Below are 20105 nucleotides of genomic sequence, written 5' to 3'. Positions count from 1 at the left end.
CCGACCCTTGTTGGTTGCCTCAAGCAACCTTAGGATCGTTGGTTGCTGCAGGCAAATTCTTTAGGGTAAAAACCTCCAAAAGGAACGACCCGCCTCCGGTCAAGAAGGCGGGTCGTCGGATGAAAGGCGCAGGTCAGGCGGAAGCCTCCGTGAGCCGCTCCAGCTCCGCGGCGGTCAGTTCCAGGTCCACCGAGGCCAGCAATGCGGTCAGCTGCCCGGGCGTACGGGCGCTGGCGATCGGCGCCACGACGGTGGGCCGGGAGCGCAGCCAGGCAAGCGCGACGCTCGCCGGCTCCACGCCGTGCGCCGCCGCCACCTCGTCGAGCGCGGCCAGCACCCGCGGCCCGCGCTCCGACCCCAGGTAGGCGCCCGCGCCTTCCGCCCGGGCGCTGTCCACGGTGACGCCGGGCCGGTACTTGCCGGTGAGGAAGCCCCGCGCCAGACCGAAGTACGGCACGGAGGCGAGGCCGTGCGCCTCGACGACCCCGCGCAGCGGCCCCTCGTACTGCTCCCGCTCCACCAGGTTGTAGTGCTGCTGCAGCGCCACGTACTTCGTCAGGCCCTCGCGCTCGGCGAACTCCAGGGAGGCCGCGAGCCGTTCGGGGCTGATGTTGGAGGCCGCGACCTGACGGACCTTGCCCTCGCGGACCAGCGCGTCCAGGGCGGTGACGATCTCCTCGACGGGGGTCTCGGGGTCGTCGTAGTGCGTGTAGTAGAGGTCGATCCGGTCGGTGCCCAGCCGGCGCAGCGACTCCTCCGCGGCGGCCCTGACCGTCGCGGCCTTCAGGCCCTTGAAGCCGGGGTGGGAGCCGGCCTTGGTCGCGACGACGACGTCGTCGCGGCGGCCGCGCTTGGCGAGCCAGGAGCCGATGACGGTCTCGGACTCCCCTCCGGTGTGGCCGGGGACCCAGGCCGAGTACACGTCCGCGGTGTCGACGAAGTTGCCGCCCGCCTCCGCGTAGGCGTCCAGCACCTCGAAGGAGGTCGCCTCGTCCGCGGTCCAGCCGAAGACGTTGCCGCCGAGGCAGAGGGGGAAGACGTCGAGATCAGAGTTGCCGATGAGTGCCATGTGCTCTTGGACGCGGCGGGGACGGGCGGTATTCCCCGGCTGTTCCCCTCGCCAACGGCGGACCGGGGGTGACCACCGCAACATGACTTCGCTAGGGTCCTGCCCCATGACTACCCCTGACAACAACAACTACGACCCGGCCGGCAACACGCAGATGTTCCGCGCCTTCGTCGACGAGGAGCCCGCCCAGGTCCAGGCCGCGGGCGGCAACAAGACCGGGCTGATCGTCGGCGTCATCGCGGCCGTCGTCGTGATCGCCGCCGTGGTCTGGTTCGCGGTCGCCTGACCGGCGCGCCACACCCCGTCCACCGACACCGGACGCCGGCGGTCGCCGGCCGTCCGGCGGCCGTCGTGCGCCCGTGCCCGGCGGCCCCGCCCCGCTCAGCGGAACAGCGACGCCAGCTCGACGCGTGAGCGCACCCCGAGCCGGCTGAAGACGTTCCGCAGGTGGTACTCGACCGTCCGCGTGCTGAGCAGCAGCAGATCGGCGATCTCGCGGTTGGTGGCGCCCTGTGCCACCAGCTCGGAGATCCTCGTCTGCTGCGCCGTCAGCTCCCGGCGGCCGCCGGGCTCCCGGTCCACCGGGCCCACCCGGTCCCCGGCGGCGCGCAGTTCCGCCGCGGCCCGTTCCGCCCAGGGGCGGGCGTCGAACTGCCGGAACACCGCCACCGCGTCCCGCAGCAGGCCGCGGGCCTCGCCGGGCCGGCGGGTGCGCCGCAGGCGGGACGCGAAGAACAGCTCCGTCTTGGCCATTTCCAGCACGGTGTCGTCGCCCTTGTGCAGCCGCAGCGCCTCCCGAAAGTGGTCCACCGCGCTCGCGTCGTCCTCCGCCAGCAGCCCGTGGCAGCGGTGCGCCAGCGCCAGCCGTACGCTGCTGCGGCTCGCCGCCGCCCAGTGCTCGTACGCGCGCAGTGCCCCCGCCGCCTTCGCCCGCTGTCCGCAGCGCACCGCCGCCTCGACGAAGTGGGGCGCGGCCATCCCCCGGACCGCCAGGTTCACCTGGCCCGCGCCGCCGCGCATGCGGGCGAAGCGGGACAGCGCGTCGGCGGGCCGGTCCGCGGCGAGGTCCGCGCAGGCGGACACCCAGCAGTTGAAGGCCCCGGGACGGCCCAGCCCCCGTACGGCGACGGCGCGTTCCGCGGCCCCCATCCGCAGCCCGGCGGTGGCGCTGTCGCCCTGCAGCGCCGCGAGCAGCGCCAGCACCGCGAGGTGGTCGACGGCGAGGTTGCGCTGGCCGGTCGCCTCCGCGAGCCGCAGCCCCTCCTCGGCGGCGGCCCCGGCCGCGGCGTACCGGTCGAGCGCCAGCGCGCACAGCGCCTCGTAGACCAGGGCCGCAGGCACCAGCGCGCCCGCACCCTGGCGCCGCGCCCGGTGCACGGCCGAGGTCGCCAGGGCGTGCGCCCTCGGTGCGTCCCCCAGGGTGTACGCGGCCTGGGCCGCCCAGATCGCGGACTCCGGGTCCGTCAGCGTCTCGGCGAGCCGGACCACCCGGCGCAGCGCCCACTGCGCGCGGTCGTGCCGGCCCCGGAAGGTCGCCGCGAGGCCCGCGAAGTGGTCGAAGACCAGGCGCTGTTCCGGCGGGTCGTCGCTGCGGCGCAGGGCGTCGGCACGGTCCGCGAGGGCGAAGAAGGCGGCGAAGTCCCCTGCCACGCAGCCCGCTTCGCCGGCGAGCATCAGGGCCCGTACGGCCGGTGCGCGCCGGTCGGCGCTGAAGCCGCCGACCGCGGCGGTCAGGTCGCGGCAGGCCACGGCGGGCACCCCGTCGCGCAGTTCGATCTCGCCCTGCACCAGCGCGCCCGGCGCCCCGCCCGGTGCCGGACCGCCCTGCGCGCCGGCCCGGCGCAGCAGGCCGCGCGCCCACCGGGTCTGCCCGGCGGCCTGTGCGTCGGCGGCGGCCGCGACCAGCCAGCGGACCCGGGTGTGCGGACGGCCGGCGGCCTCGGCGCCGCGCTCCCACGCGGCGGCGGCCGCCGCGTGGCCGGCCGACCTCCGGGCGGCCCCGGCCGCGGCCTCCAGTTCCCGTTCCGTCCCCGGCGACGGCTCGGCCGCTCGGCCGAGCCGGTGCAGGGCCCGGAACAGCCGGGCGGCCGGGGGGTCCAGCACCGAGGCCAGCGTCCCGTGCGCGGCCAGCCGGTCGGCGGGGGAGAGCAGTGCGGTCAGCGAGGCGCGCAGCAGCCGTCCCGGTACGGTCGCCGTCCCGTCGCGCAGCTCGACCAGCCCGCCGGCACGGGCCTCCTCGACGCCGCCGGCGCCCGGCCCTCGGCGGCGGGCGGCGGACTCCAGTACGGGTACGGCCAGCGGTCCGCCGCAGAGCAGGAGTGCCACCACGGCGCGGGCGCCCGGCGTGAGGGCGAGGAAGCGCTCCCGGTGCCGCTCGCGCAGCCTGCTGCCCTCGGGCAGCGCGGGCGGTTCGGGCAGCCGCCCGTCCACGGCCGCCGCGGCGAGTTCCACCAGGGCCAGCGGGTTGCCCGCCGCCAGGTCGAGCACCGTGACCGCGTCCGAACCGCGTGGCGGCAGCCCGGGGAAGCGGTCGGCGAGCGTCCGGCGGGCGGCGTCCGGTGACAGCGGTCCCAGGCGCAGGACGTCCAGGCCCTCCAGCGCCGCGGCGGCGGGGCGGCCCTCGTCGGCGGCGAACACCACGGCGGCCGCGATCCCGGTGAGGCGGCGCGCCGCCATGCCCAGCGCGCGCAGCGTCTCGGGATCCAGCAGGTGCGCGTCGTCCACGCACCACAGCAGCGGCGCCGGGCGGGCGAGTCCGGCGACCAGGCCGGACAGCGCGGCGCCCAGCGCGAGTTCGCCCCCCGCGGGCACCCGGCCGGCCAGGACCTCGGCCAGCGTCGCGCCGTGCGGTCCCGGCAAGGCCCGGACGCGCGGGTCGAGCGGCAGCAGGGTGCGGTGCAGTCCGGCGAGCGGGACCCGCGCCTCGGCCCGTACGCCGTCGGTGCGCAGCACGGTCGCGCCGGACGCCGCGGCGGCCCGCGCCGTGGCCGTGAGCAGGGAGGTCCGTCCGGTGCCCGGTCCGCCGAGCAGCAGCAGCGCCCGTCCCCCGCCGTGCCGGGCCCGGTCCGGCAGGGCGTCCAGGAGGGTGCGTTCGCGGTCCCGGCCGTACAGCGCCGGCGGCCACGCGGCGGGTTCGGTCCGTCCGGCCTCCATGACGCCAGTGTCTGCTGGCGCCCACGGGGAGGGAAGGGTCGTGCGTCATGTTCCGTTCATGACAGGAACGACACTGGTGATTCCACCGGTCCGTCGCCCGCGAACCGCTCCGAGACTCCTGTCGACCCCCACGACAAGGAGTTCAGATGCGACGAATATGGGCGATCCTGCTCACCGTGGCGGCCGCCGTCGGCCTCGGCACCTTCGCGGCGCCGGGCACCGCGAACGCCGCGACCCACACCCCGGTGGTCTTCGTGCACGGCTACACCGGCAGCGCGAGCAACTGGGACTACGCGGAGTCGGTCTTCGTGGCCGGCGGCTACAGCCGCAGCGAGCTCTTCGCGTACGAGTACAACTGGGCGCAGTCGAACAAGACCAGCGCCGCGGGGCTGGCGGGCTACGTGCGCCAGGTGCTGTCCCGCACCGGCGCGACCAAGGTCGACATCGTCAACCACTCGATGGGCGGCCTGGTCACCCAGTGGTACCTCACACAGCTCGGCGGCACCTCGTCCGTCCGCCGGGTCGCCTCGGTCGCGGGCGCGAACCACGGCACCACCTACGCCTCGGCCTGCGTGATCTACGCGTCCTGCGTCGAGATGCTCCCGGGCTCGTCCTTCGTCCGCACCATCAGCAGCGGTGACGAGACTCCGGGCAGCACGGTCTACGCGACCTGGTACTCGCCGTGCGACGGGATCATCATCCCGTACACCAGCACCCCGCTGAGCGGCGCGAACAACCACCTGGTGGCCTGCACGACCCACATCGGGTTCCTCAGCGACACCGGCACCCTCGGCCAGATCCGCTCCTACCTGGCCGGCTGATCGCACCACCACGCCTTCCCGTGAAGCGGGGGCCGGTCCGGCGACGGAGCGGCCCCCGTCCGCGCGTGCCCGCGGCGAGCGGGCGGTCAGGAGTCCGCGACGGAGACGTCCCGGGTCTCGACGTGCATGCCCAGCGGGACCCGCCAGGCCTCGACGCAGACCTCCCAGGTCCCCTTCGCGCTGCCGCCGCCGGGCACCGGCACCGGTGCGGTGCGGCTGCTGCCGACCGTGGCCCAGTCGACCCCCAGCAGGCCGATGACATGGGTGCCGAAGGTGACCGTGCCCGCGGTGGCGGCACGGTCGCCGGTGTTGGCGAGGGTGACGGTGACCTTCTCGCACCAGCGGTCGGCGGCCGCCGCACGCTCGACCGCGCCCACCACCAAATGCGCCGGCGCGCCGGGCGCGGGTGCGGAAGAGGAGGAGGCCGGACCTCCGGGAGCCGGGTGCCCCGTGGGGTCCTTGGAGGAGGCCGGAGGCGGCGTGGTGCCGTCCTGCCGTGGCGGGGCGCTCGTGGGGCCGGGTCCCCCGGGAGCGTCCGCGGGAGGCGAGGAGCCGGCACCGGCGCGGGCGTCCGGGACACCCGCCGCGGCGGGCGGAGTGCGGCCGGGCCCGGAGGGCGAGGCGGAGCGGCCGTCCAGCGGCACGAGGTCCACGTCACCGGAGGGCGGGGCGTTCACCGCGGGGCCGCCGGCCGGTCCCGGGACGCCGACGGCCACGTAACCCGGCCCGTCGCCCCCGCAGTCCGGGCCCAGCGCGGCGAAGGCACCCAGACAGACGACGGCCGCCGAGGCAGCGGCCAGCGCGCCCCGGCGGCCCGGTGGTATGTGCACCATCACGCCAGTGTACTGACGAACCGTCAGGAATGAACCGCCCGGTCCGGTCCCTCCGGCGGCCGGCCCCCGCCCTACTGCTCGGCGGTCAGGCCCTCGCGCAGCTGCGCCAGGGTCCGGGTCAGCAGCCGGGAGACGTGCATCTGGGAGATGCCGACCTCCTCGCCGATCTGCGACTGCGTCATGTTGGCGAAGAAGCGGAGCATGATGATCCGCCGCTCCCGCGCGGGCAGCTGGGCGAGCAGCGGCTTGAGCGACTCGCGGTACTCCACGCCCTCCAGCGCGGTGTCCTCGTAGCCCAGCCGGTCGGCCAGCGAGCCCTCGCCGCCGTCGTCCTCCGGGGGCGGGGAGTCCAGCGAGCTGGCGGTGTACGCGTTCCCGACCGCCAGGCCGTCGACCACGTCCTCCTCGGAGACGCCGAGCGCCGCCGCGAGTTCGGAGACGGTGGGCGAGCGGTCCAGCCGCTGGGCGAGCTCGTCGCTGGTCTTGGTCAGCGCCAGCCGCAGCTCCTGCAGCCGGCGCGGCACCCGCACCGACCACGAGGTGTCGCGGAAGAAGCGCTTCACCTCGCCGACGATCGTGGGCATCGCGAAGGTGGGGAACTCCACTCCGCGGTTGCAGTCGAAGCGGTCAATCGCCTTGATCAGCCCGATCGTGCCGACCTGGACGATGTCCTCCATCGGCTCGTTGCGGCTGCGGAAGCGGGCCGCGGCGTAGCGCACGAGCGGCAGGTTCAGCTCGATGAGCGTGTCCCGTACGTACGCCCGCTCCGGGCTGTCGTCCGACAGCTCGGCGAGCCGCAGGAACAGCGAGCGGGAGAGCGTGCGGGTGTCGACGCTCGTGTCGATGGCCTCGATCGTGCTGTCGACGGTGGTGGTGTCGGCGACGGCGGTGCCGGCGGCGTCGATGGCCTTGCCGTCAGGAGCATCGTGCGGCGCGTCGGTGTTCAGCACCTTCGGACTGCCCACTTCTACGGACATGCCACCCCCTTGAGGTCGCGGACGGGTGTCGCGGGCGACGGTTCGTTCCTCCACTGGAATACCGGAGGCCGGACCGCGACAAACGCGGTTCCCGCAGAATGTCACATGTCGGCAACGCGCTGTAGCGCCATGTCGACTTATTTCTCAGGGGGTGGGTAGTCCGCAAGGGTTACGATTCGAGCTGATTTGCGGATCGGAGCCGGGCGAAGCTGCGGGACAGCAGACGCGACACATGCATCTGCGAAACGCCGAGTTCGGCGCTGATCTGCGATTGCGTCAGATTGCCGAAGTAGCGCAGCAGCAGGATCCGCCGTTCCCGCTCGGGGAGCTGCACCAGCAGGTGCCGCACCAGGTCCCGGTGCTCCACACCGGTCAGGGCCGGGTCCTCGTAGCCGAGCCGGTCCAGCAGCCCGGGCGCCCCGTCGCCGCCCTCCTGGGCCGCCTCCAGGGACGTCGCGTGGTACGCCCGCCCGGCCTCCAGGCAGGCCAGCACCTCGTCCTCGGAGAGCTTCAGCCGGTCGGCGATCTCCGCGGTGGTGGGGGTGCGTCCGTGGGCCACCGTCAGGTCCTCGATGGCGCCGCTGACCTGGACCCACAGCTCGTGCAGCCGGCGCGGGACGTGAACGGTGCGGACGTTGTCCCTGAAGTAACGTTTGATCTCGCCGACGACGGTCGGCATCGCGAACGTCGGGAACTGCACCCCGCGTTCCGGGTCGAAGCGGTCGATGGCGTTGATCAGCCCGATCGTGCCGACCTGGACGACGTCCTCCATCGGCTCGTTGCGGCTGCGGAAGCGGGCGGCCGCGTAGCGCACCAGCGGCAGGTTCACCTCGATGAGGGCGGCCCTGACCCGGGCGTGCTCCGGAGTGCCCGGCTCCAGCCCCGACAACTGCTCGAACAGCACCTGCGTCAGCGCCCGCGCCTCCACCGCGTTGCTGTTGGTGCTCCTCTCGCGGTTGCCGCCGCCGGTCGCCGTACCGGTCCCGCTCCCGTCTCCGGAGGTCGATGGTGACGCGGGTCGGGCCGACACGGACATGCCACTCCTCATCGGTCCACTCATCCGGCAAAAGCGGTCATAGCATCACAATTCATGTGGACTGTGTGCAAGTGAGGCGCGGCCCTCAGAGAAAAAGCCCTCCGCCCGGCGGGCGGAGGGCTGTGCGTCAGGAGCGGGGCCGGAGGGGCCGCCGCGGGGCGTCACTCGAACACGTAGTCGGCGACCACCCAGGTGGAGAACTCGCGCCACAGCGCCACCCCGGCCTGGTGTGCGGGATGCTCCAGGTACGCCTTGAGCGCGTCGGCGTCCGCCACGGAGGAGTTGATCGCGAAGTCGTAGGCGATCGGGCGGTCCGAGATGTTCCAGCCCAGTTCCCAGGAGGCCAGCTCGGGGATCTGCCCGCCGAGCCGCTCGAAGGCGTCGACGCCGGCCACGACCCGGGGGTCGTCGCGCTCGACGTCCGCGTCGAGTTTGAAAAGGACCAGGTGGCGTATCACGGTGCTGCGCTCCTCACCGGCTCCCGGCCGGTCAGTTGACCAGCGCGGTCATGAACTCCCCGACGCCCTTGGCGGCGTCCGATATGCCCTGGAAGCCTATCTGCACGAGATCGGCTGCGCGGGCCGGCGACGTCACGATCGTATAGAGCACGAAAGCCACGATGACGTACATGGTGATTTTCTTCGCCTGCGCCATGGCTGGAGTGTATCCACCGGATGGCCCAATCAGACCGGGTGGCGGAAGGCCTCCTTGCGGGTGATCCGCGACCCGCGCCGCTGCGTGTGTGACGCTCGCCACAGCACGTCCGGAAGGCCGGAAAACACCGGAACACCCGGTCCGGCAGCGGCACCTGTCCGACCGCGTGGCCCCGGGACTTCCGCGGCCGAGGGGAGGAGCTGCGCGCGGGGAGCCGGGCAGCGCCCACCACCCTGGTCGGGCTCCGGTGCCCGCGCGTCAGGCAATCCACGCCTCGCCGTGTCGATGCCGGTCCAACCCCACGGCTGAGAACTCGTCCTCGCCGGCGCCTGCCACTGCGCCCCACCGCCGCAGCGCCTGGGAGATCGGACTGCCGCTGGACGGAAAGGGCCGGCCCTCCGCCACGTGGAGCGGTCCCGGCGCGATGGTGCCGCCGTCCCAGACGGCAGCCCGCTGCTCGCCCACACCGCCGAAGTACTCGGCTTCCACGTGGGCCACCGGACCACCGGCCGACGCGTCGGCGAGGGCCCGCGCAAACCCATCCGGCAACCGCCGGAACCCCAGCACGCGCGCACCGCTGTCCTCCGCGACGGAAGCGAACTGGGTGTCCGTCATCCGCATCGGCGACAGGCCCCGCTCGGTACGCGCCGCCCGGCCCCACCCACCCGCACGCGGGACATCGCCGGACCGGACATGGAGGCGCGTGTGGCGGAGGTCACGCGGGCCGCTGCCGGGAGCGTACGTCCGTACGGCCGGCCGCGAAGGACAAGGGAATCGCGGGCGGGGAGGCGGCCGATCGGGCTACCGCGCCGCTCGGCGTACCGCGGCCACCGTCGGCCATGAACGAAGGGCGGCACCCGGGAAATGTCCCGGGTGCCGCCCTTCACAAGCTCAGAGCGGTAGCGGTGGGATTTGAACCCACGGAGGAGTTGCCCCCTCACACGCTTTCGAGGCGTGCTCCTTAGGCCGCTCGGACACGCTACCGAGAGAGAGCTTAGCGGACGTCCGGGTGTGCTCCGAAATCCTTTGAGCGGAAGAAACGGGTGAGCAGCTCACCGCACTCCTCGGCCAGCACGCCGTGGATCACTTCCGGACGGTGGTTGAGCCGGCGGTCGCGGACGAGGTCCCACAGGGAGCCCGCCGCGCCGGCCTTCTCGTCGGGCGCCCCGTAGACGACGCGCTCGAGGCGGGAGGCGACGACGGCCCCCGCGCACATCGTGCAGGGCTCCAGGGTCACCACCAGCGTGCAGCCGGTCAGCCGCCACTCCCCGAGCGCCTTCGCGGCCTCGCGGACGGCGATGACCTCCGCGTGGGCGGTCGGGTCGCCGACCGCCTCGCGTTCGTTGCGGCCGCGGCCGATGACCGTGCCCTGCGGGGACAGCACGACCGCGCCCACCGGCACGTCCCCGGTGCGCGGGGCGAGGCGTGCCTCCTCGAGGGCGAGCCGCATCGGGGAGACCCAGGGGTCGCGCAGCGGGTCGGGACCGGTCAGCGGACCGCCTCCAGCACGTCGGCGCAGCCCAGCGAGTCGGCGATCTCCCCGAGCGCCTCCCCGGTCAGCGCGCCGTCGCCGCTGAGGCCCAGCAGTTCCTTGTCGCTCATCCCGAAGTCCGCGAGGAGATCGGCGTCCCCGAGCGGGCCGACGGGGACGTGCACCTCCGTCGGGCCGGGCACCACGTCGTCGTCGAGGTCGTCGGCGTCACCTTCCTCGGTGCCGTCGAGGTCGACGATCTCGTCCAGGTCCTCCGGGTCCCGGCCGAGCAGTTCGTCGGTGAGCAGGATCTCCCCGTACGAGCTGCGCGCCGCGGCGGCGGCGTCGGACACGTAGATCCGCGGGTCCTCCTCACCGTCGACGCGGACGACGCCGAACCAGGCGTCCTCCTGTTCGATGAAGACCAGGACCGTATCCTCCCCGGCTGAAGCCGCCCGGGCCAAGTCGGTCAGGTCGCCGAGGGTTTCCACATCGTCGAGATCGGTCTCGCGCGCTTCCCAACCGTCCTCGGTGCGCGCGAGCAGTGCGGCGAAGTACACCGTGACTCTCCCACAGGTCTCAGGCCGTCCGGACTAACGGGCGGGAGCCGAATGATCTGGCGCAGGTCCCCGCCCACACTCGGCATCGTGGCAGAAACCTCGGCTTTGCGAAGGGTCTTCCGCGCGTGCCGCGTGCCAGGCCTTGCGGCTTTTTTCCGCGCGGCGGCCTGCGCGGACCCCGCCGGTGCCCGCCAGGTGGGGGCATCGTGCCGACCTGGGGACTACCAGCGGAACGTCCGCATCCGCATCTGCTGCCGCGCGCGTGCCGCGCGCGCCCGGCGCGGCTGGACGCGGTCGCGGAGTTCCTTGGCCTCGTTCAGTTCGCGCAGGAACATGGCGCGCCGCCGTCGGCGTTCGGCGTCGCGCTCCTGCTGCGTACGGGCGTCGCCCGCGTCGTCCGCGCCGGCGCCGTCGCTGCCGCGCTCCGCCATGGGGCACCACCCCTAGAGATCCACGTGCCCGGCCGGGACAGTCCGGGCGTAAGTGCACGCATTCCCTCTCCCGGGTGGTTCGAAGCCTGACCGGCCGTACGGACCGGGCAGGCCGGGGCACAGGCCGAAGGTTAGAGTCGTGGACATGCGGATCCACGTCGTCGACCACCCCCTGGTGGCGCACAAACTCACCACCCTGCGCGACGAGCGCACCGACTCGCCGACCTTCCGTCGGCTGGCCGACGAGCTGGTCACCCTGCTCGCCTACGAGGCGACCCGTGACGTGCGCACCGAGCAGGTGGACATCAGCACGCCCGTCGCCGGCACCACGGGCGTGCGCCTGTCCCACCCGCGTCCGCTGGTCGTGCCGATCCTGCGGGCCGGCCTCGGGATGCTGGAGGGCCTGGTGCGTCTCCTGCCGACCGCGGAGGTCGGCTTCCTCGGCATGATCCGCGACGAGGAGACCCTGGAGGCCAAGACCTACGCCACCCGCATGCCGGAGGACCTGTCCGGCCGGCAGGTGTACGTCCTGGACCCGATGCTGGCCACCGGCGGCACGCTGATCGCCGCGATCGAGCTGCTGATCGAGCGGGGCGCCGACGACGTGACGGCCGTGGTGCTGCTCGCCTCCCCGGAGGGCGTCGACGCGATGGAGCGCGCGCTGGCCGGCAAGCCGGTCACCGTGGTCACCGCGGCGGTCGACGACCACCTCAACGAGCAGGGCTACATCGTCCCCGGCCTCGGCGACGCGGGCGACCGCCTCTACGGCACGGCGGGCTGACGCCCGCCGTCCCACGCACACGGAACCGGCCGCGGGGGCCTGACGCCCCGGCGGCCGGTTCCGTCGTACTGCGGTACCGCGGTACCTAGCAGGTGCCGGCGCTCGGCGCCGCGCTCGGACGGGCCAGGGCGGCGAGGGCCTTCTCGACGGCCTTGTCGCCGGAGAGCTTGGTGAAGCCCTTGCCGAGCATCACGTCCACCGTGCCGGTGGGGCGCTTGGAGCCGGCGGCCGCGGGCTTCAGCGTGCTGGTGCCCTTGATCTGGGCGCTGACCAGCTTCATCGCGGCCTCGGCCTTGGGCCCGTGGCCGCCGATCAGCAGCGCGGCCTCCTTGACCTTGCGGTCGTACTGGGGGTCGGCGTTGCCGAAGGTGCCCACCTTGAAGCCCCGTGCGGCGAACTCGTCCGCGGTGTCCTTGGCCAGCCCGCCCTTGGCGGTGGCGTTGTAGACGTTGATCGTGAGTTCGCCGGGTTCCGGGAAGGCGGTGGGGGCCGACCCGGCGGAACCCGGGGCGGCCGCGGTCTTGCAGGTGCGCTCCTTGCCGGTGTTCCCGGCCTTGGCGGCCGCGGGTTTCACCGGCGTGGACTTGCCGCCGAAGACGTCCACCAGTTGGAGCGTGCCCCAGCCGGCCAGGCCGACCACGGCGACGGTCGTCACGACGACCGCCACGATGCGCACCCTGCTCCGGGGGCGGCGCATCCGCGGGTACTGGTTCCCGGTCACCCGGTACTTTCCGCCCATGCCAGGGGGCGTCAGCATGCTCATGTGCGCAGCGTAGTGCGATCGGGCGTCCGGGCCTACTAAACGATCAACCAATCGGGGCCATTCAGGGGGACTTGAACCCGAAAGGGCGAAGGAGTCCCCCGGTGCAGACGGGCCGGCGGAGCGGTCCTGAGGTCAGTCCATCTCCAGCACGCGGGCGTGCAGTACCTGGCGCTGCTGCAGCGCCGCGCGCACCGCCCGGTGGAGGCCGTCCTCCAGGTAGAGGTCGCCCTGCCACTTCACGACGTGAGCGAACAGGTCCCCGTAGAACGTCGAGTCCTCGGCGAGCAGGGTCTCCAGGTCGAGTTGCCCCTTGGTGGTGACCAACTGGTCGAGGCGTACCGGACGTGGGGCGACGTCCGCCCATTCACGGGTGCTTTTCCGGCCGTGGTCGGGGTACGGCCGCCCGTTTCCGATGCGCTTGAAGATCACACGGAAAGCCTACCGGGCAAGGGCGTACGGGCGCAGCAACGGCGCAGGAGTGCGATGGTGGGCAAATACGGTGATAGCGGGAGCAGCGGAGCAGCCCATGACCACGCCGAGCCCACCCGGCGCCGCCCGGGCCATCGCCGAGGGGTACGCCTTCACCGGTCCGGCCCTCGAACTCGGCGCCCTGCTCTGGGAGGAGCGGGCACTGCCCGAGGCCCCCGTCCGGGTCCCGCTGGCGGTGCTCAACCGGCACGGCCTCGTCGCGGGCGCCACCGGCACCGGCAAGACCAAGACGCTCCAACTCGTCGCGGAACAGCTCTCCGCGCAGGGCGTGCCGGTCTTCCTGGCCGACGTCAAGGGCGACGTCTCCGGCATCTCGGCCCCGGGCGCGCCCGGCGACCGCGTCGCCCGGCGGGCCGCCGAGGTGGGGCAGGACTGGAGCCCGGCCGGCTGCCCCGCCGAGTTCTACGCCCTCGGCGGCATGGGCCGGGGCATCCCGCTGCGGGCCACGGTGACGAGCTTCGGGCCCGTGCTGTTGTCCAAGGTGCTGGGGCTCAACACCACGCAGGAGCAGTCGCTCGGCCTGATCTTCCACTACGCCGACACCAAGGGCCTGGAACTGCTGGACCTGAAGGACCTGCGGGCCGTGGTCACCTTCCTCACCTCCGACGAGGGCAAGCCGGAGCTTAAGGGGATCGGCGGGGTCTCACCCGCGACGGCGGGGGTGATCCTGCGGTCGCTGACGGCCTTCGAGGCACAGGGGGCGGGGGCGTTCTTCGGCGAGCCGGAGTTCGACACCGCCGAACTGCTGCGGAGCGACGGCGACGGGCGGGGCGTCGTCTCCGTTCTGGAGCTGCCCGCAGTGCAGGACCGGCCGCAGCTCTTCTCCACCTTCCTCATGTGGCTGCTGGCCGACCTCTTCGAGGAACTGCCTGAGGTCGGCGACCTGGACCGGCCCAAGCTGGTGTTCTTCTTCGACGAGGCGCACCTGCTCTTCTCCGGGGCGAGCAAGGCCTTCCTGGAGGCCATCACGCAGACCGTGCGGCTGATCCGCTCCAAGGGCGTCGGCATCTTCTTCGTGACGCAGACCCCGAAGGACGTGCCCTCCGAGGTGCTCGGGCAGCTGGGCAACCGGGTGCAGCACGCTCTGCGCGCCTTCACTCCGGAGGACGCCAAGGCGCTCAAGGCGACGGTGCGCACCTTCCCCACCTCGCCGTACGACCTGGAGGAACTGCTCACCGGGCTCGGCACCGGCGAGGCCGTGGTCACCGTCCTCGACGAGGACGGCGCCCCCACCCCGGTCGCCGCGGTGCGGCTGCGGGCGCCGCGTTCGCTGATGGGCCCCGCGGACCCGGCGGCGATGGACGCGGCGATCGGGAACTCACCGCTGTACGGGCGCTACGCGCAGGCGGTGGACCGGGAGTCGGCGTACGAACGGCTGGCCGGACGGCCCGAGCCGGCCCCCGCGCGGCCGTCCGCGCCGGGTCCCGCGGGCCGCGGGCGCCGGGAGCGGCCGCAGGAGGAGACGGGGGTGGTGGAACAGGTGATGGGCAGCGGGGTCTTCCAGTCGCTGGCCCGCTCCATCGGCACCCAGATCGGGCGGGAGATCACGCGGTCGCTCTTCGGCACGTCCAAGCGCCGCCGTCGTTAGGGTCGGGACGGGGTCAGGTCGGGTCAGGACCCCTTCGCGGCCTTCGCCTCCTTGGCGGCCCGCTTCTGCTCCTGCTTGAAGGCCCGCACCTTGTCCAGCGACTCCGGGCCGGTGATGTCGGCCACCGACCGGTGGGAGTCCCGCTCCCCGTAGGCGCCCGCCGCCTCGCGCCACCCCCCGGGCGTCACGCCGAGCTGCTTGCCCAGCAGCGCGAGGAAGATCTGCGCCTTCTGCTTCCCGAAGCCGGGCAGTTCGTTGAGCCTGGTCAGCAGCTCGCGGCCGTCGGAGACCCCGCTCCAGACCGCCCCGGCGTCGCCTTCGTAGTGCTCCACGAGGTACTGGCACAGCTGCTGGACCCGCTTGGCCATCGACCCCGGGTAGCGGTGGACGGCGGGCTTCTGCGAGAGCAGCCCGGAGAAGGCCTCGGGGTCGTAGGCCGCGATCTCTCCGGCGTCGAGGTCGTCGCGGCCCATGCGCTGCGCGATGGTCCAGGGGCCGGAGAAGGCCCATTCCATGGGGATCTGCTGGTCGAGCAGCATGCCGACCAGGGCCGCCAGCGGACTGCGGGAGAGCAGGGCATCGGCCTCGGGCTGCTGGGCGAGGTGGAGTGTGGTTGCCATGCACCGATGATCTCGCCTGCCGGGGTTTGCCGCCCGCGGGTCACCCGGACGGCGGTGCGCGGATGGCCGTACCCACCGGGCGGGCGGACCGTGTGGAGTGTCCGGGCAGCGAGCCCGGGCACCGAGGGACGGGAGCCATCTCATGAGCCAGCAGACACAGCCGGTCACCGAGCGCCGGCACTCGGGGTGGGCGACGGGCGGTACCACCTTCGCCGGGGTGCTGCTCCTCGTCTCCGGTGTCGTGATGATCCTGGAGGGCATCTCGGCCATCGCCCAGGACGACGTCTGGGTCCGGCTCGGCGACTACGTCTTCAAGTTCAACCTGACGGCGTGGGGCTGGATCCACCTCGTGCTCGGCGTGCTGGTCATCGTGGTCGGCGCCGCCCTGCTCCAGAACGCCCCCGACTGGGCCCGGGTCGCCGGTGTCGCCCTCGCGGCGTTCAACATCATCGTGAACTTCGCGTGGATGCCGTACACGCCGGTCTGGGCGATCATCGTCATCGCGATCGATGTCTTCGTCATCTGGGCGCTGTGCAGGAGCTGGGGGGAGCACCCGAAGCGGGTCTGACGTCCGCGGACGACGAGGGCCGGCCCGGCGCACGGGCCGGCCCCGCTGTTTCCGGGGGAGTTTTCACCCGTTCGTAGGGGTTGCCCGCGATGCCGGATAGCGCCCGAGGCGCCGGGTAGCGCTGAACGAGTGACGCAGCCATTTGAACTGCCCGACTTCTACCTGCCGCACCCCGCGCGACTCAACCCCCATGTGGAGGAGGCCCGCGAGCACTCCCGCGGGTGGGCGCGGGAGATGGGGATGCTCGAGGGCTCGGGCATCTGGGACACCGGCGACCTCGACTCGCACGACTACGCGTTGCTGTGCGCGTACACGCATCCGGACTGCTCCGGACCGGCCCTCTCGCTGGTGACGGACTGGTACGTGTGGGTCTTCTTCTTCGACGACCACTTCCTGGAGGCGTTCAAGCGCACGCAGGACCGCGAGGGCGGCAAGGCGTACCTGGACCGGTTGCCGGCCTTCATGCCGATGGACCTGGCGCAGGGCATGCCCGAGCCGCGGAACCCGGTGGAGGCGGGCCTGGCCGACCTGTGGACGCGCACGGTGCCCGCGATGTCGATGGAGTGGCGCGGGCGCTTCGCGGAGAGCACGGAGCACCTGCTCAACGAATCCCTGTGGGAGCTGTCCAACATCAACGCGGGCCGGGTGCCCAACCCGGTGGAGTACATCGAGATGCGCCGCAAGGTCGGCGGCGCGCCCTGGTCGGCGGGACTGGTGGAGTACGCCGCCGGGGCCGAGGTGCCGGCCGCCGTCGCCGGGGCGCGGCCGCTGCTCGTGCTGCGGGACGCCTTCTCCGACGCGGTGCACCTGCGCAACGACCTCTTCTCGTACCAGCGCGAGACCGAGGAGGAGGGCGAGCTCAGCAACGGCGTGCTGGTCCTGGAGACCTTCCTCGGCTGCACGACGCAGGAGGCCGCGGAGTCGGTCAACGACCTGCTCACCTCCCGGCTGCAGCAGTTCGAGAACACCGCGCTCACCGAGCTGCCGCCGCTCTTCGCCGAGCACGCGCTCGACCCGGAGCAGTGCGCGCGCGTGCTGGCGTACGCCAAGGGCCTGCAGGACTGGCAGTCCGGCGGCCACGAGTGGCACATGCGCTCCAGCCGCTACATGAACGGCGGTGGGTCGGGCGGCGGCGCGGACACCGGATGGTCGCCGTTCGCGCTGCCCGGCGGGCTCGGGGTGTCCGCGGGCACCGTGCGGACCACCGGCCGCGCCGAGGCGGCCCGCGTCCGCGGCTTCCTGCACGTGCCGCGGCCGGTCGGGCCGACCCCGCTGCCCGACTTCCTCATGCCCTACCGGGCCACGCTCAGCCCGCACCTGGACACCGCCCGGCGCCATGTCGTCGACTGGGCCCACCGGATGGGCCTGCTGCTGCCGCAGCCCGGGGTCCCGCACTCCCACCTGTGGGACGAGCGCAAGCTGCTCGCCTTCGACTTCCCGCTGTGCGCCGCCGGCATCCACCCCGACGCGACGCCCGAGGGGCTGGACCTCACCTCGGGCTGGCTCACCTGGGGCACCTACGCCGACGACTGGTTCCCCGCCGTGTACGGCCGCACCCGCGACCTGGCCGGCGCCCGCGCGGCCAACGAGCGCCTGTCGGCCTGCATGCCGGTCGACGGCTCCGCCGCGCCGGTCCCGGCGACCGCCCTGGAACGGAGCCTGTCCGACCTGTGGACGCGGACGGCCGGGCCGATGGAACCGCAGGCGCGACGCCGCTTCCGCACCGCCGTGGAGAACATGACCGCCAGTTGGCTGTGGGAACTCGCCAACCAGGCGCAGAACCGCATCCCCGACCCCGTCGACTACCTGGAGATGCGCCGCCACACCTTCGGTTCCGACCTGACGATGAGCCTGTGCCGGCTGGGCCACGGCCGGCAGGTGCCCGAGGAGGTCTACCGCAGCGGGCCGATGCGGTCGCTGGAGAACTCCGCCGCCGACTACGCCTGTCTGATGAACGACGTCTTCTCCTACCGGAAGGAGATCGAGTACGAGGGCGAGATCCACAACGCCCTGCTGGTCGTTCGGAACTTCTTCGACTGCGACGAGCCGGCCTCGCTCGCCGTCGTCCACGACCTGATGAGCGGGCGGATGCGGCAGTTCCAGCACGTCGCGGCGAACGAACTTCCCGTCCTGTACGACGACTTCGCCCTCGACGCGGACGCGCGGGCGGTGCTGGACGGCTACGTGCGCGAGCTGCAGAACTGGCTCGCGGGCATCCTGGCCTGGCACCGCGGCTGCCACCGCTACGACGAGGCGGAACTGCGCCGCCCGGTGGGGGGAGTCCGCCTGCCCACCGGCCCGACCGGCCTGGGCACGTCCGCGGCCCGCCTCGGGGTCCCGGCCGCGCGCTGACCCCGGGGGGCGGGGGGCGCGCGAGACCTGCGTCCCCCGCCCCCGGTGGCGCGGGAGGAGGGAGCGCCGGGCGCGCGGTGTGCGGCTTGTGGGCGAGGGCCGTCCGGGCCGGCCCGTTGTGCAGGTCCCGGCCGGCCCCGGACCCGGGCGACGGCGGGACCCCGCCCGACACGGACGAGGCCTTCCGCTCCTTCGCGGCCCGGCCGGCGGGCCGTTGGCCGGGCGGGCCGCGGGAATGGGCCGCCCCGTCCGGTCCGGTGCGCAGCGGCCGCTTCGCGTGAGACGGCGGGTCGGCGTCAGTCCATCCAGGCCTGGTAGGACATGACGTCGCCCGCCTTCACCCGGTACTCGGGCTGGTCCCGCGTGAACGTCTCCTCGATGCCCAGGACGCGTCCGTCGGCCGGGTCGAGGACGAGCATGCGGCGCAGCCCGGCGGCGTCGTGGACGTAGGCCTGGCCCCGCCTGCCCAGCCGGTCGGTGACGGCGCCGGCCGGTCGCAGGCCCGGGGCGGACGCGAGGAGTTCGTCGACCGCGGCGGCGCCGGCGGGCCCCGGCGTCCAGTCCTGCAGCAGCGAGGCCAGCGCGTCCACCAGTTCCGGTGTGCCGGCGCAGGCGCAGCCGTACACCTGGGACAGGTACGCCCGCAGCTCCTGCGCGGAGTCCGGGGGCTCGGTCCCCGAGCGGCCGTACGGGGGGAGGGTGCCCGGCGGGTACGCGGCGCGGTGCAGCACCTCGCCGTCCGCGACGGTGTGCGGGGAGCCGCCGGAGTCGCTGATCACCGGCTCCCCTGGGTGCCGCGGGTCGGTGGCGACGACCAGTTCGGTGCCACTGCCGTCGGCGTTCCAGCGGGTGAGGTGCTCCTCGGGCAGGGTGACGGGCGGGCGGGCGCCCGGGCCCGCCTCCATGGCCATGCTCCACGTCATCACGTGGCTCCCGCGGCGGGTGCCCGGGCCGCCGCCCCGCGTCGCCGCGTCCCGTGCCGCCCCGGCCACGTCGGCCAGCAGGACCTCCCGCGACCCGGCCAGCGGACGCAGCGCCACGGGGGCGGCGACCGCCGGGGTCGTGCCGGCCCCGGAGAGCACGACGACCAGGACGGCCACCACGGTCGCGGCGACGGCGGCCAGGCCGGTGGCGAGTCCGCCGATCCGCCGGACGGTCCGGCGGGCGGCGGGTGCGGGCACCGCCGCGGAGTCCAGCAACCGCCGCAGTCCCCGTTCGGCGCGCGCGTCCAGGGGGCGGTCGCGCCAGCGCGGATCCCCGGCCGGCACGGGATCGGCCCGGCGCAGCAGCTCCAGCTCGGGTTCCAGCTCGGTCATGGCCCCTCCTGGGTGACGGTCATCCCCATGCGGTCGATCTGCTCGCGCAGCCTGCGGCGCGCCCGGTGCAGGCGCATGGCGGCCGCGGAGCGCCCACAGCCGAGGGACACCGCCAGCTCCGCGACGTCCAGCTCCTCCCAGGCGGTCAGCCGCAGCACCTCCTGGTCGGCCGCCGCGAGCCGGCCCAGCGCCTCGTGCACCCAGGTGCCGGGTGCGTCGTCGCCGGGGCTCGGCACGAGGTGCGCGCCGTGCGCCGTCTCGTGGTTCCCGATCCGGTCCAGCAGCCTGCGCCGCCGCCCCTGCCCGCGCATGCTGTTCGCCAGGCAGTTGCGGGCGACGCCGTACAGCCAGGGCAGCGTGTACGAGACCTCCTCGGTACGACGCCGCCAAGCGACGGCGAAGACCTCCGCCACCACTTCCTCCACCTCGTCGTACGCCGCCCACCCCGCCGTCCGCCGGGCGACGTAGCGGCTGACCGCCCAGTAGTGCTCGCGGTAGGCAGCGGCGAACGCCTGTGACCGCGTCTCGTCCGTGCTCATGACCGCTTGGTGTCCGCCATGACACCGATCATCACACTTCGCCGCTGTGACGTTTTCCGCGTGACGCCCCATGCGGGCCCGGAC

Annotated in this window: 22 protein-coding genes and 1 tRNA gene; 6 read left to right on the top strand and 17 right to left on the bottom strand. The window is 73.5% G+C overall.

All coding sequences use genetic code 11. The features are described from left to right. Positions 1-133: 133 nt before the first annotated feature. A complete protein-coding gene (locus tag ACFW3D_RS06935; RefSeq protein ID WP_500502249.1) occupies positions 134-1069 on the bottom strand; it encodes an aldo/keto reductase in 936 nt (311 codons plus the stop codon). 106 nt (positions 1070-1175) lie between these two features. Here ACFW3D_RS06935 and ACFW3D_RS06930 point away from each other — a divergent pair, with 106 nt between their 5' ends. Continuing rightward, on the top strand, positions 1176-1355 hold the full coding sequence (locus tag ACFW3D_RS06930; RefSeq protein WP_500502246.1) for a hypothetical protein: 180 nt from the start codon (positions 1176-1178) through the stop codon (positions 1353-1355). A gap of 95 nt (positions 1356-1450) precedes the next feature. Here ACFW3D_RS06930 and ACFW3D_RS06925 read toward each other — a convergent pair whose 3' ends face one another. Next, positions 1451-4222 carry a helix-turn-helix transcriptional regulator gene (locus ACFW3D_RS06925; protein ID WP_500502243.1) on the bottom strand — a complete coding sequence of 924 codons (2772 nt, stop codon included), beginning with the start codon at positions 4220-4222 and terminating at the stop codon, positions 1451-1453. A gap of 146 nt (positions 4223-4368) precedes the next feature. Here ACFW3D_RS06925 and ACFW3D_RS06920 point away from each other — a divergent pair, with 146 nt between their 5' ends. Further along, entirely contained in the window at positions 4369-5043 is a 675-nt protein-coding gene (locus ACFW3D_RS06920) for an esterase/lipase family protein (RefSeq protein ID WP_500502241.1), read from the top strand. 86 nt (positions 5044-5129) lie between these two features. Here the strand turns inward: ACFW3D_RS06920 and ACFW3D_RS06915 are convergent, their stop codons facing one another. From ACFW3D_RS06915 to ACFW3D_RS06870, 10 genes are all read right to left on the bottom strand, one after another. After that, a complete protein-coding gene (locus tag ACFW3D_RS06915) occupies positions 5130-5876 on the bottom strand; it encodes a hypothetical protein (RefSeq protein WP_500502238.1) in 747 nt (248 codons plus the stop codon). A 71-nt stretch (positions 5877-5947) separates the two neighbouring features. Beyond that, positions 5948-6853, bottom strand: a complete 906-nt coding sequence (locus ACFW3D_RS06910) for an RNA polymerase sigma factor SigF (protein WP_500502235.1) — start codon at positions 6851-6853, stop codon at positions 5948-5950. Positions 6854-7022: 169 nt separating this feature from the next. After that, positions 7023-7889, bottom strand: a complete 867-nt coding sequence (locus tag ACFW3D_RS06905) for an RNA polymerase sigma factor SigF (RefSeq protein WP_500502233.1) — start codon at positions 7887-7889, stop codon at positions 7023-7025. A 161-nt stretch (positions 7890-8050) separates the two neighbouring features. Continuing rightward, entirely contained in the window at positions 8051-8347 is a 297-nt protein-coding gene (locus ACFW3D_RS06900; RefSeq protein ID WP_500502231.1) for a Dabb family protein, read from the bottom strand. A 31-nt stretch (positions 8348-8378) separates the two neighbouring features. Next, a complete protein-coding gene (locus ACFW3D_RS06895) occupies positions 8379-8543 on the bottom strand; it encodes a hypothetical protein (RefSeq protein ID WP_018558266.1) in 165 nt (54 codons plus the stop codon). 258 nt (positions 8544-8801) lie between these two features. Then, the gene (locus ACFW3D_RS06890) at positions 8802-9158 is read right to left on the bottom strand and encodes a hypothetical protein (protein ID WP_500502229.1); all 357 of its coding nucleotides are present in this window, start codon (positions 9156-9158) and stop codon (positions 8802-8804) included. Positions 9159-9440: 282 nt separating this feature from the next. Then, a tRNA-Ser gene (locus tag ACFW3D_RS06885) sits at positions 9441-9527 on the bottom strand. A 10-nt stretch (positions 9528-9537) separates the two neighbouring features. Beyond that, entirely contained in the window at positions 9538-9993 is a 456-nt protein-coding gene (gene tadA / locus ACFW3D_RS06880; protein ID WP_500502227.1) for a tRNA adenosine(34) deaminase TadA, read from the bottom strand. 38 nt (positions 9994-10031) lie between these two features. Then, entirely contained in the window at positions 10032-10574 is a 543-nt protein-coding gene (locus ACFW3D_RS06875) for a tRNA adenosine deaminase-associated protein (RefSeq protein ID WP_500502224.1), read from the bottom strand. A gap of 221 nt (positions 10575-10795) precedes the next feature. After that, positions 10796-11005 (bottom strand): hypothetical protein, encoded by a 210-nt coding sequence (locus tag ACFW3D_RS06870; RefSeq protein WP_500460686.1) that lies wholly within the window; start codon positions 11003-11005, stop codon positions 10796-10798. A 145-nt stretch (positions 11006-11150) separates the two neighbouring features. Here ACFW3D_RS06870 and upp point away from each other — a divergent pair, with 145 nt between their 5' ends. Continuing rightward, positions 11151-11786 (top strand): uracil phosphoribosyltransferase, encoded by a 636-nt coding sequence (upp, locus tag ACFW3D_RS06865; RefSeq protein ID WP_500502220.1) that lies wholly within the window; start codon positions 11151-11153, stop codon positions 11784-11786. A gap of 85 nt (positions 11787-11871) precedes the next feature. On the opposite strand, the gene ACFW3D_RS06860 is transcribed toward upp, so the two are convergent. Then, complete coding sequence (locus ACFW3D_RS06860; protein WP_500502218.1) at positions 11872-12549, bottom strand: LytR C-terminal domain-containing protein; 678 nt, start codon at positions 12547-12549, stop codon at positions 11872-11874. A gap of 132 nt (positions 12550-12681) precedes the next feature. Next, complete coding sequence (locus ACFW3D_RS06855) at positions 12682-12978, bottom strand: type II toxin-antitoxin system VapB family antitoxin (RefSeq protein WP_319134963.1); 297 nt, start codon at positions 12976-12978, stop codon at positions 12682-12684. 97 nt (positions 12979-13075) lie between these two features. Between ACFW3D_RS06855 and ACFW3D_RS06850 the strand changes: the two genes are divergently transcribed. Continuing rightward, on the top strand, positions 13076-14626 hold the full coding sequence (locus tag ACFW3D_RS06850; RefSeq protein WP_500502215.1) for a helicase HerA-like domain-containing protein: 1551 nt from the start codon (positions 13076-13078) through the stop codon (positions 14624-14626). Positions 14627-14649: 23 nt separating this feature from the next. On the opposite strand, the gene ACFW3D_RS06845 is transcribed toward ACFW3D_RS06850, so the two are convergent. Next, positions 14650-15246 (bottom strand): HhH-GPD-type base excision DNA repair protein, encoded by a 597-nt coding sequence (locus ACFW3D_RS06845; RefSeq protein WP_500502214.1) that lies wholly within the window; start codon positions 15244-15246, stop codon positions 14650-14652. Between the two features lie 142 nt (positions 15247-15388). On the opposite strand from ACFW3D_RS06845, the gene ACFW3D_RS06840 reads away from it, so the two are divergent. Beyond that, positions 15389-15814 carry a DUF7144 family membrane protein gene (locus ACFW3D_RS06840; protein ID WP_500502211.1) on the top strand — a complete coding sequence of 142 codons (426 nt, stop codon included), beginning with the start codon at positions 15389-15391 and terminating at the stop codon, positions 15812-15814. A gap of 129 nt (positions 15815-15943) precedes the next feature. Beyond that, positions 15944-18166, top strand: a complete 2223-nt coding sequence (locus ACFW3D_RS06835) for a family 2 encapsulin nanocompartment cargo protein terpene cyclase (protein WP_500502209.1) — start codon at positions 15944-15946, stop codon at positions 18164-18166. Between the two features lie 296 nt (positions 18167-18462). On the opposite strand, the gene ACFW3D_RS06830 is transcribed toward ACFW3D_RS06835, so the two are convergent. Both ACFW3D_RS06830 and ACFW3D_RS06825 read right to left on the bottom strand, forming a co-directional pair. Beyond that, positions 18463-19482, bottom strand: coding sequence for a CU044_5270 family protein (locus ACFW3D_RS06830; protein ID WP_500502207.1), 1020 nt, complete (start codon positions 19480-19482; stop codon positions 18463-18465). Further along, positions 19479-20021 carry a sigma-70 family RNA polymerase sigma factor gene (locus tag ACFW3D_RS06825; RefSeq protein ID WP_500502206.1) on the bottom strand — a complete coding sequence of 181 codons (543 nt, stop codon included), beginning with the start codon at positions 20019-20021 and terminating at the stop codon, positions 19479-19481. The genes ACFW3D_RS06830 and ACFW3D_RS06825 overlap by 4 nt, the downstream gene beginning before the upstream one ends. Between the last annotated feature and the right edge of the window lie 84 nt (positions 20022-20105).

Source organism: Streptomyces sp. NPDC058864 (assembly GCF_042742985.1).
Classification (GTDB): Bacteria; Actinomycetota; Actinomycetes; order Streptomycetales; family Streptomycetaceae; genus Actinacidiphila.
This window is presented reverse-complemented; position numbering and strand designations above follow the sequence as displayed.

Coding starts and splice junctions, on each gene's coding strand:
- ACFW3D_RS06935 (WP_500502249.1), bottom strand. CDS start 1,069: ATGGCACTCATCGGCAACTCTGATCTCGACGTCTTCCCCCTCTGCCTC.
- ACFW3D_RS06930 (WP_500502246.1), top strand. CDS start 1,176: ATGACTACCCCTGACAACAACAACTACGACCCGGCCGGCAACACGCAG.
- ACFW3D_RS06925 (WP_500502243.1), bottom strand. CDS start 4,222: ATGGAGGCCGGACGGACCGAACCCGCCGCGTGGCCGCCGGCGCTGTAC.
- ACFW3D_RS06920 (WP_500502241.1), top strand. CDS start 4,369: ATGCGACGAATATGGGCGATCCTGCTCACCGTGGCGGCCGCCGTCGGC.
- ACFW3D_RS06915 (WP_500502238.1), bottom strand. CDS start 5,876: ATGGTGCACATACCACCGGGCCGCCGGGGCGCGCTGGCCGCTGCCTCG.
- ACFW3D_RS06910 (WP_500502235.1), bottom strand. CDS start 6,853: ATGTCCGTAGAAGTGGGCAGTCCGAAGGTGCTGAACACCGACGCGCCG.
- ACFW3D_RS06905 (WP_500502233.1), bottom strand. CDS start 7,889: ATGTCCGTGTCGGCCCGACCCGCGTCACCATCGACCTCCGGAGACGGG.
- ACFW3D_RS06895 (WP_018558266.1), bottom strand. CDS start 8,543: ATGGCGCAGGCGAAGAAAATCACCATGTACGTCATCGTGGCTTTCGTG.
- ACFW3D_RS06890 (WP_500502229.1), bottom strand. CDS start 9,158: ATGACGGACACCCAGTTCGCTTCCGTCGCGGAGGACAGCGGTGCGCGC.
- tadA (WP_500502227.1), bottom strand. CDS start 9,993: ATGCGGCTCGCCCTCGAGGAGGCACGCCTCGCCCCGCGCACCGGGGAC.
- ACFW3D_RS06870 (WP_500460686.1), bottom strand. CDS start 11,005: ATGGCGGAGCGCGGCAGCGACGGCGCCGGCGCGGACGACGCGGGCGAC.
- upp (WP_500502220.1), top strand. CDS start 11,151: ATGCGGATCCACGTCGTCGACCACCCCCTGGTGGCGCACAAACTCACC.
- ACFW3D_RS06860 (WP_500502218.1), bottom strand. CDS start 12,549: ATGAGCATGCTGACGCCCCCTGGCATGGGCGGAAAGTACCGGGTGACC.
- ACFW3D_RS06850 (WP_500502215.1), top strand. CDS start 13,076: ATGACCACGCCGAGCCCACCCGGCGCCGCCCGGGCCATCGCCGAGGGG.
- ACFW3D_RS06845 (WP_500502214.1), bottom strand. CDS start 15,246: ATGGCAACCACACTCCACCTCGCCCAGCAGCCCGAGGCCGATGCCCTG.
- ACFW3D_RS06840 (WP_500502211.1), top strand. CDS start 15,389: ATGAGCCAGCAGACACAGCCGGTCACCGAGCGCCGGCACTCGGGGTGG.
- ACFW3D_RS06830 (WP_500502207.1), bottom strand. CDS start 19,482: ATGACCGAGCTGGAACCCGAGCTGGAGCTGCTGCGCCGGGCCGATCCC.
- ACFW3D_RS06825 (WP_500502206.1), bottom strand. CDS start 20,021: ATGAGCACGGACGAGACGCGGTCACAGGCGTTCGCCGCTGCCTACCGC.